Origin of the sequence: Caballeronia sp. SEWSISQ10-4 2 (assembly GCF_030464885.1) — a bacterium.
Classification (GTDB): domain Bacteria; phylum Pseudomonadota; class Gammaproteobacteria; order Burkholderiales; family Burkholderiaceae; genus Caballeronia.
In genome coordinates, this window is sequence record NZ_JALPRJ010000006.1 from 77,427 (window position 1) to 90,187 (window position 12,761).

At 59.9% G+C, this 12,761-nt stretch carries 13 protein-coding genes; 5 read left to right on the plus strand and 8 right to left on the minus strand.

The window, feature by feature from the left end; translation table 11 throughout:
- Position 1 precedes the first annotated feature (1 nt).
- A complete protein-coding gene (gene fliD / locus M0D69_RS05710) occupies positions 2-1,567 on the minus strand; it encodes a flagellar filament capping protein FliD (RefSeq protein WP_301781103.1) in 1,566 nt (521 codons plus the stop codon).
- Between the two features lie 139 nt (positions 1,568-1,706).
- Complete coding sequence (locus tag M0D69_RS05715; protein ID WP_301781104.1) at positions 1,707-3,221, minus strand: flagellin; 1,515 nt, start codon at positions 3,219-3,221, stop codon at positions 1,707-1,709.
- A 265-nt stretch (positions 3,222-3,486) separates the two neighbouring features.
- On the opposite strand from M0D69_RS05715, the gene M0D69_RS05720 reads away from it, so the two are divergent.
- A complete protein-coding gene (locus M0D69_RS05720) occupies positions 3,487-4,434 on the plus strand; it encodes an aldo/keto reductase (RefSeq protein ID WP_301781105.1) in 948 nt (315 codons plus the stop codon).
- A 351-nt stretch (positions 4,435-4,785) separates the two neighbouring features.
- Complete coding sequence (gene rpsU / locus M0D69_RS05725) at positions 4,786-4,998, plus strand: 30S ribosomal protein S21 (RefSeq protein WP_031357080.1); 213 nt, start codon at positions 4,786-4,788, stop codon at positions 4,996-4,998.
- A 286-nt stretch (positions 4,999-5,284) separates the two neighbouring features.
- On the opposite strand, the gene M0D69_RS05730 is transcribed toward rpsU, so the two are convergent.
- From M0D69_RS05730 to M0D69_RS05740, 3 genes are all read right to left on the minus strand, one after another.
- Entirely contained in the window at positions 5,285-5,644 is a 360-nt protein-coding gene (locus tag M0D69_RS05730; RefSeq protein WP_301781106.1) for a hypothetical protein, read from the minus strand.
- A 152-nt stretch (positions 5,645-5,796) separates the two neighbouring features.
- The gene (locus tag M0D69_RS05735; protein WP_301781107.1) at positions 5,797-6,222 is read right to left on the minus strand and encodes a hypothetical protein; all 426 of its coding nucleotides are present in this window, start codon (positions 6,220-6,222) and stop codon (positions 5,797-5,799) included.
- Positions 6,223-6,703: 481 nt separating this feature from the next.
- Positions 6,704-7,345, minus strand: a complete 642-nt coding sequence (locus M0D69_RS05740) for a DNA-3-methyladenine glycosylase I (protein ID WP_301781108.1) — start codon at positions 7,343-7,345, stop codon at positions 6,704-6,706.
- 149 nt (positions 7,346-7,494) lie between these two features.
- On the opposite strand from M0D69_RS05740, the gene M0D69_RS05745 reads away from it, so the two are divergent.
- Positions 7,495-8,400, plus strand: coding sequence for a BadF/BadG/BcrA/BcrD ATPase family protein (locus tag M0D69_RS05745; RefSeq protein ID WP_301781109.1), 906 nt, complete (start codon positions 7,495-7,497; stop codon positions 8,398-8,400).
- Between the two features lie 39 nt (positions 8,401-8,439).
- The gene (locus tag M0D69_RS05750) at positions 8,440-9,276 is read left to right on the plus strand and encodes a Cof-type HAD-IIB family hydrolase (RefSeq protein ID WP_301781110.1); all 837 of its coding nucleotides are present in this window, start codon (positions 8,440-8,442) and stop codon (positions 9,274-9,276) included.
- 51 nt (positions 9,277-9,327) lie between these two features.
- Here M0D69_RS05750 and M0D69_RS05755 read toward each other — a convergent pair whose 3' ends face one another.
- Positions 9,328-9,612, minus strand: a complete 285-nt coding sequence (locus tag M0D69_RS05755) for a hypothetical protein (RefSeq protein WP_301781111.1) — start codon at positions 9,610-9,612, stop codon at positions 9,328-9,330.
- Between the two features lie 347 nt (positions 9,613-9,959).
- Entirely contained in the window at positions 9,960-10,679 is a 720-nt protein-coding gene (gene aqpZ / locus M0D69_RS05760; RefSeq protein WP_301781112.1) for an aquaporin Z, read from the minus strand.
- Between the two features lie 294 nt (positions 10,680-10,973).
- Between aqpZ and M0D69_RS05765 the strand changes: the two genes are divergently transcribed.
- On the plus strand, positions 10,974-11,279 hold the full coding sequence (locus M0D69_RS05765; RefSeq protein WP_047895489.1) for an H-NS family nucleoid-associated regulatory protein: 306 nt from the start codon (positions 10,974-10,976) through the stop codon (positions 11,277-11,279).
- Positions 11,280-11,503: 224 nt separating this feature from the next.
- Here the strand turns inward: M0D69_RS05765 and M0D69_RS05770 are convergent, their stop codons facing one another.
- Positions 11,504-12,574, minus strand: coding sequence for a glycosyltransferase family 4 protein (locus M0D69_RS05770; RefSeq protein ID WP_301781113.1), 1,071 nt, complete (start codon positions 12,572-12,574; stop codon positions 11,504-11,506).
- Positions 12,575-12,761 lie beyond the last annotated feature (187 nt).

Genomic DNA, 12,761 nt, shown 5'->3' on the forward strand with positions numbered 1-12,761 from the left:
ATCAGCTGTTGTTGGCCGATGCCAGTGCGCCCGCGCTATTGGAGCCGCCGAACAATTGCGTCAGGTACTGCGAGTTGTTGTTCATCGTCGCCATCAGCGTATTGAGCGCCGTGAACTGCGCCTGGTACTGGCTCGTGAGCTGCGTGGTGTAGGTCGCAAGCGCGGCTTGCTGCGTCGTGATGCTCTTGAGGTCGGCGTTCACCGCACTTTGGGCGTTCGAAACCAAGCCACCCGCACTCAGGAACGAGTTCAGGCTGGTCGTCATCTGCGCGGCCACGCCGGTCGTCGAATTGAATAGAGCCACAACCCCCGATGGGTTGCTTTGGAGCGCAGCGGCGAGCTTGGTGCTATCCAACACCAGCGAGCCGGCTGGCTGCGTCGCAGAGGCTTGCCCCTGTAGCGAGATCCCGATCGCTCCCAGGGAGATCGTCGAACTGCCGTTCTTCACACCGGCGCCGATAATGCCCGCCAGCGTGTTCTGGATGGTGTTGAGCATCGGGTTGGCGGACAGCACGCCGCCTTGCTTACTCGCTGCCTGCGAATTGTCGTTGCCCACCTGGCCGTATGTGGTGACCAGGGTGTTATAGAGGGTAACGAAGCTGTTGATCGCGGTGGTGGCCGACGAGGTGTCCTGCGCCACGGTCACCGTCTGCGTGCCGCCTGTCGTGCTGATGGCCGCAGCGGTCAGGTTGAGCGTCATGCCCTGGATCGCAGTGGTCACCGCGTTGCTGGAGCTTGTCCCAGCCGTGCCGTCGACGGTGAACATGGCGTCTTGGGCCGACGAGGATTGCGTCCACGGATTCGTGGTCGACGACGACACGATGGTCGATTTGTCCGAGCTGGTGGCGCCGGCCGTGGACGTCACGCCGAGGCTGGACAGGCCAGCATCGCTCGCGACGTTGCTCACCGACACATTGATCGTGTTTGATGCGCCCGTGGCCGACGAGCGCAGCACCAGGTGCGCGCCATCCGTGCCCGTCACGACCGTGGCCGTGACGCCGGGGTTGCTTGCCGACGCGTTGATCGCGCTGGCGATACCGCTCACCGTGTTGTTCGCCGACGTGATGTCGAGGCTCATCGACTTGCCGCCGACGGAGATGCTCATCGTGCCGGTGCCGAGTGCTGTCGTCGAGCCGAACGCCGCCGACGAAAGCGTCTGAGCGCTGGCAATTTGCGTGACCGCGATGGAATAAGAGCCGGCCGCCGCGGCGCTGCCGGCGGTCGCGGTCAGTCCGGTGCCGTCCGCGGTCGCGGTGAATTTGTCGAGGGCGGTGCCGTTGGATAGCGACGCGATGCCGGCCTGCAACGCCGACAGCGCCGCCTGCAATGCGCCGATTGCCGATAATTTGGTGTTGTCGTTCGTTTGCTGCGCGCTCAGCGTGGCCGTCTGGCCAGCGACTTTTGCGTTGACAAGGCTTGTGACCAACGATGAGACATCCAGCGACGAATTGCCCGTAGAACCGCTGATGATGGACTGCGCTGCGGCCGCTTCGGCTGCCGCTGCTGCCGCCGTGGTTTGGGCCGCTGTAGCCGAGGCCGTGGTGGTGGCGCTGGAAATCGTCGACATGGGGATGCTCCGTACGTCGGTTTTGCTTTCGAGCCTGAATGATAAACGTTTGTAAAACGCCTAGGGGAGGCAAGCCTCCCCGGGAAACACATTCGGCAGACGCATGGTGCCATGCGCCTGCCGTTACTGCGCAAGACTATTACTGGAGCAGCTTCAGAACTTGCTGCGGGTTGGAGTTGGCTTGCGCCAGCACCGAGATACCCGCTTGTTGCAGAACTTGAGCCTTGCTCAGGTTAGCCGTTTCCTGCGCGAAGTTCGCGTCGGTGATTTGTGACTGAGCGCCCGACAAGTCGGTCGACTGCGCTTGCTGTGCCGAGGAGATCGACGTGAAACGGTTTTGAGCCGCACCCAGGGTTGCCTGGATGTTGTTCACCGTTGCAAGGGCGTTGTCGATTGCTTCCATCGCGGCGTTCGCGCCTGAGGTCGTGCTGACGTTCACTGCCGAGATTGCCGGCGGCGTGTTCAACGTGTTGGCCGTAGCGATACCAAAGTTACCCGCGACGGAGTTCACCGTGCCGAAACCGGTCGGAGCCGCTGCCTGGAGTGCGCCCGTCGTATTGAAGGCGATGGTCGAACCTGCACCTGCGGCACCCGGCGTGATCGTGAACAAGGCTGTAGAAGCTGCCGCGCTCAGCGCATTGCCGTTCTGGTCGGTGAACTTAAAGCCGCCGGCTCCATCGCCCAGAACATTGATCGACGTAATGGCTGCCGTGGTGCCGGCCGCGGCGGTCGCACCGTTACTCGCGAGGTTCACGCCGGTAATCGAACCCAGGCTCGCGTTGTTGGCCGCGTACGTGCCGGCGCCGGTTGCGCCGTTGGTCCCGCTGAGCGTAGCGAGCGCGGCCGCTGCCGTAGTTTGAGCCGTTGCCTGAACCGTTACGGCAAAAGCGCCTGCGCCAACCAGCGTCAGCGGCGACGGCAGCGTGGTCGAACCCGTCGTGCTCGCGCCGAACAGTGCCGTCGAAGCGGCGGTCGACAGCGCCTGATTGTTCTGGTCGGTAAAGGTGAAGCCGCCGTTGCCGTCTGCGAGCACATTGACCGTCGTGATGGCGGGGGTCGTCCCTGCCGCAGCAGCTGCGCCGGCGGAGGTCAGGCTAACGCCCGCGATCGAGGCGACCGTTGCACCCTTTTGCGGGATACCGCCGCCGAGCGAGGCTGCGGACAGGCTTTGCGTGAGGTTCAGGCCGATCGTTTGACCCACGTTCGCGCCGATCTGGAAGCTCACGTTACCTGCCGAGCCATCCAGCACGTTCTTGCCGTTGTAGGTCGTTTGCGACGCTACGCGGTTCACTTCAGCCACTTGCTGCGCAACTTCTTGTTGCAGTGCTGCCTGGTCGCTTGCCGACAACGAGCCGCTCGATGCCTGAACAGCCAGCGTACGAATGGTTTGCAAGCTCGTCGTGATCTGCGCCAGACCGCTCGATGCCGTCTGGATCATCGAAACGCCGTCGTTCGAGTTCGAAACGCCTTGGTTCAAACCGTTGATCTGCGTTTGCATACGATTCGAGATCGCGAGGCCAGCGGCATCGTCTGCTGCGCTGTTAATGCGCTTACCAGATGACAGGCGCGTGATGGCTTGCGACAGCGCGCTTCCCGACGTGTTCAGGTTTTGCTGGGCGACCAGCGAGTTGATATTGCTATTGATTCCGAGCATTTGGATTTCTCCTGAAAGAACTAAAAGGGCTGTTATGGCTACTTGCTGCACGGTCCTGTTGCCTGGCGGTTCCGAGCGTGGTAGCCGGCCGCCTACTTGGGTTAGCGGCTCATGAAAAAAAAACTTGAGGAATTAGGAAAGGATTTGTAGGGGGAATGCCGGCAGGGGGAATAGCGCTCGGCAAGCAGCCTGCGAGTAAGCAGATTCGCGGGTATTCTTTTTCGGGCAGCTATTACGTGTTCGCCTTTAACAGTCAGGAGCAACCATGCAGCACCGTACTATTGGTAATTCGGACCTCAAGGTCGCGCCGCTCGTTTTTGGCGGTAATGTGTTCGGCTGGACCGCCGACGAACGCACGTCGTTCTCCCTGCTCGACGCCTTTGTCGACCACGGCCTTAATTTCATCGATACCGCCGACGTCTATTCCCGCTGGGTCGACGGCCACCAGGGCGGTGAGTCGGAGACGATTATCGGCAAGTGGTTCAAGGAGAGCGGCAAGCGCGACAAGATCGTGCTGGCGACGAAAGTCGGCTTGCTCAGCACGCGGCTGGGGTTATCGGCGGCGAATATCGAAGCTGCCGTCAACGACTCGCTCAAGCGCTTGAAGACGGATTACATCGACGTTTATTTTTCTCATCGCGACGACGACAAAACGCCGCTCCTGGACACGCTCGGCGCGTATCAGAAGCTGATCGCGGCGGGAAAGGTGCGCGTGATCGGCGCGTCGAACTACTCCGGCGAGCGGTTGGAAGAAGCGCTGAAGGTATCGGCGAAGGAGGGCATTCCGGCTTATCAGATACTTCAGCCCGAATACAATCTTTATGATCGCACCGATTATGAGAGCGATCTGGAGCCGGTTGTTAAAGCGCACAAGGTATCGGTCGTGCCGTATTACAGCCTGGCGAGCGGATTCCTGAGCGGAAAATACCGCGCCAAAGCCGATATCGAGGGCCGTGCGCGCGGTGCAAAAGTCGCGGGTTATCTGAACGACCGGGGCTTGAAGATTGTCGATGCGCTCGTGAAAGTGGCAGAACGTCACGACACGCAACCGGCCGCCATCGCGCTCGCGTGGCTGATCGCACGCCCAGGCATAACGGCGCCGATCGCGAGTGCCACATCGGTCAAACAGCTCGAAAGCCTGGCTCATGCGACCCGCATTACCCTGGCACCCGAGGATGTCGCAATCCTGGACGAAGCCAGCAATCTGGCCTGAAATCGGCAAAAAGCACGTATCATCATGGGGTTGCAGCCCCGTAAACAGGTGTTGCGGGGTTGGCGACAGTGCGGCGATCTGATAACATCTCGCCCGAATCGAGATTTTTGCCCGATGGCGCCGCTAATTTTACGCGACGCCGGGCGGCCCGAAGTGCGTTGTTCCGGTTTTTACAGACTGCGCATGCCGTGATCGGCGGTGAAATCCCACCTCTCTCTTTTCCGGCCTCCGTGGCCGCTTTGCTCGTGTCCGCGCTGTTGAGTGGACGATCGGAGTGCCGGCGCGCGGCGTTGCCTTGGGCTAACGCTTCGCCGCGCAGTCAGAAAAACGTATTAGCGATTTAGGACTTCCATGACCACTATTGTTTTGAAAGAAAACGAGCCGTTCGACGTCGCGATCCGTCGCTTTCGCCGGACCATCGAAAAGAACGGCCTGATCGCCGAGCTTCGCGAACGCCAGTCGTACGAAAAGCCGACGACAGCACGCAAGCGCAAGAAGGCGGCAGCAGTTAGCCGCCTGCGCAAGCGTCTGCGCAGCCAGATGTTGCCCAAGAAGCTTCACTAAGTCTTGGTAGGTCGCAGCCTGCTTGATGGGCTGCACCAATGCAAAACGGCGATGCCACCCGCAAGGGTTGCATCGCCGTTTTGCTTGTCTGGCTTCTGTGTTTCGGCTTTTACTTCGGCTCGGGGCTCGGGGCTCGACGGGTGCGGGGCATCTATCGGGCGGTGTGGTCGGCTATGACCCTACTGCGCAGCGGGCCTTCTGCGGTCAGGTCGTCGGTCCGGGCGCGTTTCGTCTATGGCTGGACTGCGCGTTGCGAGCTTTCGTGCGAGCTGGCCGGCGCGTATCGCTATACAAACGCGTGCCGTTCCCCGACGCGTGCGAGAAGCTGCGGCCATTCCTCCACGCTGAAATCGTCGTGAACCTCCTCCAGTTCGATCAGCAATTCGACGATATCAGGATCGTAGGCATTAACCTCTGACGCATACAGCGCACGCAACAACGAGCCGTCCTTCGCGTGCCGGTAGTACGAAATGCCGATGCCCTCGATCTCCGGCCGATACAGCTCGTCAGCGATCAGGGATCCAATAGCGCATTTGCGGCCGTTGCCGCTGCGTAGCCGGCACGAGCCGTTTTCATCCTCGGATACCGCCCGTTGTGTGAGCAGATGCTTGCTCACGCGTTCGTAGATGTCTCTCGCTGTTAACATTGCATTGCTCGATGCTGTAACTATTGCGTTGCTCGCCTGGTGCTCGCCCGTGGTTCGCTCAACGTGAGCGTGGATGTGAACGCGGTTCGTTCGTGGGTCGCGGGTGACTCGACTGCATCAGCGGCGCCCCGAGGAATTCTGCGGAACCGCCTTCAGGCTGCCGATTTAAGGCGATCCGCCGACAAGTTGAACTGCCGCGCGATGGACGCAAAGCGTTCGCGCCATTCCCATTTGCCGAAAACGTCGTGCACGTTTTGCAGGCAACTGAGCAGCTCGACGGTTGTCGGATCGTAGACGTTGATGTTTGAGCGCAACAGGGCGCGCTTCAACGCCACGACGCCGACGTCCATGTAGGACGGCACGGTTTCCGGCCCCTTACCGACATACCGGATGGGCACGCCTTCCATGGCGGTCATGTAGTCGCGCGGTTTGATGAAGCTGCCGACTGGACAACCGCCGCAATAGCCGCGGTACGCACCGCCACCGTGCGGCAACAACGCTGCCCGGCCTTGGCCAAACAGGTGAAGAACGGCGCGGTCGAAGATTTCCTGGTGCGTTAAAAAGTTGAGATTTTTCATTTTGGTTCTCCCCTGCGCCGACAACAGCGGTGCTTCGTGGGTGTTCATCAAACAGCATTATCAGTATCGGACGCGGACTCGGTCGTCATAGCGCGGTTGACCACATAAATCGCGTCATTTCACCCGTCTGTCTGCTTCTGCCTCGACCGTTCTGACGACCCGAACACGTTTGGCAAATCGCACCCGGCGATAACCGTGTTTAGCGTCAGGCCCTTCGCCGGAAAACCCGCCTACATCATAGTTATAGCGGGTTCTTTCCGGTAAAAAGGTGGCGGTATGTGCGGTTGGCCGCAATTTTGACATGCTGTCCGACTTCTTGCACAGGGGCACAACCCGCGTAAAAGCTTTGTAGTAAAGGCTTCAGAGCGCGATTCACCCCGGATAAACGACTATCGTCAGGATTTTCCCTGATGGTGGTTTAAATCGCGAGAAATGTTGCGAAAACGCAATGTCAAGATCGGAAAGCCGTGGAGCAAATTGCCTAATTTGTTCGGCGTTTGACGGATTCGCGCTTGGGGACGGCGACGCTGTCGCGGAATCGGCAGAGACAGGCGGCCTCGTGGTCGTTGACCATGCCTGTCGCCTGCATGAAGGCATAGCAAATGGTTGTTCCGACGAACTTGCAGCCGTATTTCTTGAGAGCGCGGCTCATGGCGTCGGAAATCTCGTTGGAGGCGGGCGCTTGCGCATAAGTCGCGCGCGGGGTGTCGATAGGCGTATTGCCCACGAACGACCAGACGAAGTTCGCGAGCGAGCCATGTTCCGCCTGGATGCGCTGCACCGCGCGCGCGTTGGCGACGGCCGCAGAGATCTTCGCGCGATTGCGGATGATGCGAGTATCGAGCCGCAGCCGTGCTGCGTCGTCTTCGCTGAAAGCGGCCACCCGGCCGATGTCGAAGTTGTGGAACAGAGCCCGGTAACCCTCGCGCTTGTTCAAGATCGTCAACCAGGACAGCCCGGCTTGCGCGCCTTCCAGCACAAGCATTTCGAACAGATGGCGATCGTCATGGGAAGCAACACCCCATTCCTCGTCGTGGTAGCGGACGAGTGCTTCCGTGGTGGCCCAGCCGCAGCGGTGCGGCTCGGTGTAGTCCTCTGGGCGGCCTTTCTTCGTGTTGGTCATGTCGGATTCGGAGCGTGCTTGGTTGGTGTTCAATCAGCATAGGCTGAAGAGTTCGGGGAGAACAGTCGACCGATCGGCCAGGCGTTTCACGAGATCTGGCCCAATCGGCCGAGTGGCGGCGCGCCGGTCGTGCCGTTAAGCTTGCGGACATGACTACTTCAACCTACACACACAGGTACCTGATCGGCGTCGATGGCGGCGGCAGCGGTACACGCGTTGTCCTGGCCGATGCAACAAACGGCATCGAACTGGCGCGCGCCACAGGTGGACCATCGGGCCTTGCGCTCGGCGTCGAGCGTGCGTGGGACGCAATCGAAGTGGCGTGTTCGCGCGCGTTCGTAACAGCGGGCCTGCCGTTCGAGTGGAGTGCATGTGCGCTCGGCTGCGGCCTGGCTGGCGTGAATCACGCGGGGTGGCTGGCGCAGTTTCACGCAACCGCGCCCGATGGATGCGCGCTTGCTGTCGAAAGCGACGCCTTCACCACGTTGCTTGGCGCGCACGGCGGCGAGCCGGGCGTGATCGTGGCGTTGGGAACGGGCAGCATCGCCGCGTCGCTGGATGCAGACGGCCAGTTCAGGATTGCGGGCGGTTATGGTTTTCCGAGTGGCGACGAGGCGAGCGGAGCGTGGCTGGGCTTACGGGCCATCGTGCACCTGCAGCAAGTGCTCGACGGCCGCGCACCCGCCGACGACTGGTCCGCCGCGCTGCTCGCGCACACGGATGCGACTGATCGCGACAGTCTCGTTGTATGGGTGTGCGCGGCGAATCAAACGGGTTATGCAACCCTCGCGCCAACGATTTTCGAGCACAAAAACCATCCGTTTGCGGCGCGTCTACTCGAGCAGGCGGGGCGCGAGATCGCAAAAATGGTGTCGGCGCTTGACCCTGACCACGCGCTTCCGGTCGCGTTGTGTGGCGGACTGGCCGTACCGCTCGAGCCATTCGTGCCGCAAGAACTCCGCACCAGGTTGCGTCTGCCGCTAGCGGACTCCGCTACAGGCGCGTTGCAACTGGCTCGCCGCGCCGCGAGCGGAAAATCGGCCCGCGAGGGCTAAAATGCCAGGTTCCTAACGGCTTAAAGGAAACCGCTTCCCATGTATTCGATCATCGCCACCGATCTCGACGGCACCTTGCTTAACACCGACCATCAGGTCGACCCGTTCACCGTCGAAACGGTCCGCGAACTCGAAGCGCGCGGCGTGCGTTTCATCATCGCGACGGGGCGGCATTATCGCGATGTGGTCGGGATTCGCAAAGTGCTCGGCATCGATGCTTATCTGATCACATCGAACGGCGCCCGCATCCATGCGCCGGGCAACGAGCGCATCTATGCACGCGACATTGCGCCGGCTGCCGTGCGTCGTCTCGTCCAGCCGGACCTGGCGGGAAGCGAGCGTGTGATCGTGAACCTCTTTGCCGACGACGCCTGGCTCATCGACCGTCACGCGCCCGAATTGCTGGCTTTTCACCAGGATTCGGGTTTCGACTATGACGTGATGGATCTGCGTGAGCACGACGGCGAGAACATTGCGAAGGTGCTGTATATCGGCGAGCCGGACGATCTCGAGGTGACCGCCGCGAATCTCGAACGTGAATTCGGCGATTCCATCTACGTCACTTATTCGTTGCCCGATTGTCTGGAAGTCATGACGTCGGATGTATCGAAGGGGCGAGCGTTGCAATTCGTGCTGGACCGGCTCGATATCGACACCGCGCATTGCGTGGCTTTCGGCGACAACATGAACGACATTGATCTGCTCGAAACTGCAGGCCGGCCATTCATGATGAACAACGCAAATCCGGCGCTGATAAAACGCCTGCCGAATGTCCCGCGAACCGGCAACAATTTCGAGGCCGGCGTTGCTCATCAATTGCGCGCGCTATTTGGCATCACGGATGAACTCGCGGCACCGGCCCGCGCCGACGAATAACGCGAAGGACTAGCGGGCCGCAGCAATTTGCCTTAGCGGTTCCTTAGCCGTTTATCCGCGACGATCCCAGCCATTACGATGATCGTCGCCATGATTCCACTCGGCGCGGTTCCAGTGTCCTCGGTCCCGTCCGTCCCAGCGGTCGTCGCGATGACCCCAAGCCGGCGGCGGCGCCCGGTAATAGGGCGCGGGCTGGACATACACCGGTGCGGGTTGCACGTACTCAGGCACGCCGAGCGACAGTCCGATAGACAGATCCGTGTGAGCCTGTGCGACGCCAACTGCTCCCGCCGCGAGACCGGCGGCAACCAGCAAATGAGTGACGATGCGCTTCATGGTGTTCTCCTTTAGGGCGACGCGTGTCGCATGAGTCCAATCTACGCAATGGCTGTTTTACGAGTATCGACGAGTTGTTAGCAGATGAAAGTAATGCGAAAGTCGAAGGCAGGATTTGTCCGTGAAGTAAATACCCGCAAAGCCCAGCCAGCTATCGCTTCCCGGGTTGTCCCTAAGCTCGGGATAAGTAAATGAGCTTTTAAAACTTCTGTGGCCCGTAATCGCCCATTACATTTGTCGCGGATTATTCATATTGGTCCGCGGCATTGACCCTGCATATACGAGTCAAACAATAAAAAACGGGCGCCAAGCGCCCGTTTTTTATCGGTTTTCACCGCTTTTTAATGTCAGGCAGCAGAGAACGCCCGCTTTTTCGCGCCGGTCAGCAACGGATAGACCACGCCCGCGATGATTGCGCCAATGATCGGGGCGACCCAGAAGAGCCACAACTGTTCCACTGCCGCGCCGCCCACAAACAAGGCCGGACCCGTGGAACGCGCCGGGTTCACCGACGTATTCGTGACCGGAATCGAGATCAGGTGAATCAGCGTCAGGCACAGGCCAATGGCGATCGGTGCGAACCCGGCGGGTGCGCGGCTGTCGGTGGCGCCCAGGATGACGAACAGGAAGAAGAACGTCATGACGACTTCACACACCAGCGCCGCGATCATCGTGTAATGACCAGGCGAACGATCGCCGTAACCGTTGCTGGCAAAGCCGCTGGCAACGAGCTCGAAGTTCGGTGCGCCGCTGGCGATCACGTACAACACATACGCGCCGATCACGCCGCCGACCACCTGGGCGACAATGTACGGAACCAGATCACGGGCCGGGAACCGTCCGGCGACCGCCAAGCCGATGCTCACCGCCGGATTCAGGTGGCAACCCGAAATATGGCCGATGGCGTAGGCCATGGTGAGTACGGTCAGGCCGAACGCAAGCGATACGCCCGCAAAACCGATCCCGAGTTGAGGAAAACCCGCGGCTAGCACTGCGCTGCCGCAGCCGCCCAGCACGAGCCAGAACGTACCAAACATTTCTGCGCCGAGGCGCTGTCCTAATCGCATGATTCGAAGTCCTAAAAATATTTAGAAAACTGAAACAATTCCGACGCTTGTGATCATGAGTATTTGTTCGGACCACTGCGGCGGGTACGCAGTGTAATCCGAGTACGGTGACTAGTTGTCAACAATTGTTAAACCACCAAGAACTAAGTCATCTCTTATTAGGAATGCCCTATAGTTTCAAGACTCTTCTCATTCGCATTAGGATTTTTTGCAATTGGATGTTCAAACGTTGCATCTTTTAATCGATGCCGTTACGCTTCTCAATAATCGCGGGCTATTGGAAAGGATTGAAAAATGTCGCAATACACTGAGCTCAAGGCGCAAATCGCGAAGCTCCAGGAACAAGCGGAGGAAGCACGTCGCGCGGAACTGGAAGCAGTACTGGCGGATATCCGGCGCAAGATCGTGGAATATGGGCTGACGGCCCAGGATCTGGGACTGTCGGTCGTCCGGCGAGGCCGCCCGCCCAAGAAGGAGCCGCTGCCGCCGATCTATCAGGATCCCAAGTCAGGCAACACGTGGAGCGGCCGCGGCAAGCCACCCAAATGGATCGTGGGAAAAAATCGCGAGCGCTTCCTGATTAGTCAGGCGCATTCCTGAAGCGCCGGATGACTGCATCGAATATTGCCGATGAATAGAAGCAGAATATCCGCATGAATCGCAAAGAGCAAAAGCAAGGCACAAAAAAATCCGCCCTTTCAGGCGGATTTTTTTGTGCCTTGCAATAAACGTTGGATAACAACGCGACATCGTTTCCAATCGAGTCGACGCCACATTTTCCTGTGGCGCCCAGGTCTCCAGGCGACTGAAGAGTTAGTCGAAACTTAGCCGACCGCGACTCGGCGCAACACCGGACGCTTCGCCGCTTGCAGCAATGCGGTATAGCTATCGACGTAATTCTGCGCCATGGTCTGCGCGCTAAAGCGGCGTTCGAATTGCGCGCGAATCTCGGTACGCGAGAGTTCGCCGAGGCGCTGGAGTGCACCGACCGCGCCCTGCACGTCCTCGCAAATAAAGCCCGTCACGCCGTGGTCGATCACTTCCGGTACCGAGCCACGATTGAACGCGATCACCGGCGTACCGCACGCCATGGCTTCGATCATCACCAGGCCGAACGGTTCCGACCAGTCGATCGGGAACAGCAACGCTTTCGCGCCCGACAGGAACTCTGGCTTTTGCTGCTCGTTGATCTCGCCGACGAATTCAACACTGGCCTTCGACTCCGCCAGCAACGGCTCGATCGTGCTCTTGAAGTATTCCTGGTCGACCTTGTCCACCTTGGCGGCAATCTTCAGCGGCAGACCGCTTTGAGCAGCGATCTTGATGGCGAGATCGGCGCGCTTTTCGGGGCAGATACGACCGAGAAAGGCGAGGTATTCCGGCTTCTTGTGCGTTTGCGGCGTCAGCAGGTTTTCCGGCAATCCGTGATAAATCGTGTTGAGCCATGCGGCTTGCGGCAGCGGTACACGTTGCGAATCGGAGATCGAGATGACCGGTGCCGCAGGGAACGCATCGAATACAGGCTGTAGCTCGGGGAGGTCCAGCCGGCCATGCAGCGTGGTCACAAACGGCGTGTCCATCTGCGAGAAGGTCGAGAAGGGCATGTAGTCGAGGTGAAAGTGCAGCACATCGAACTCGTGTGCACGGCGTCGCACGGTTTCAAGCAGCAGGGCGTGCGGCGCGTTCCAGTCGCGGATGGACGGATCGAGGCGCAATGCGCGCGGCCAGGCGGCTTCCAGCGTCGCTTTGGTTTGCGAATCGCCGCTCGCGAACAGGGTCACATCGTGGCCGAGATCGACCAGCGCGTCGGTCAGGTACGAAACGACGCGCTCCGTGCCGCCGTAGAACTTCGGGGGAACTGCTTCGTGCAACGGTGCAATTTGTGCGATACGCATAACGTGACTCTCCTGTTCGTGAGGGCTTCGAAGCACAGTCTCCGATAGAAACCGGTGAAGCCTTGCGGACGGGCCAGCGCCTTATGCTGCTGCCGCCCCCTGAAAATCGGACCCGCGGTGAATCGGGTTATCCCTTACGACGCATTATCGAGATGACTCCCGGTATCGCCGAGTCATTTTTCAAACG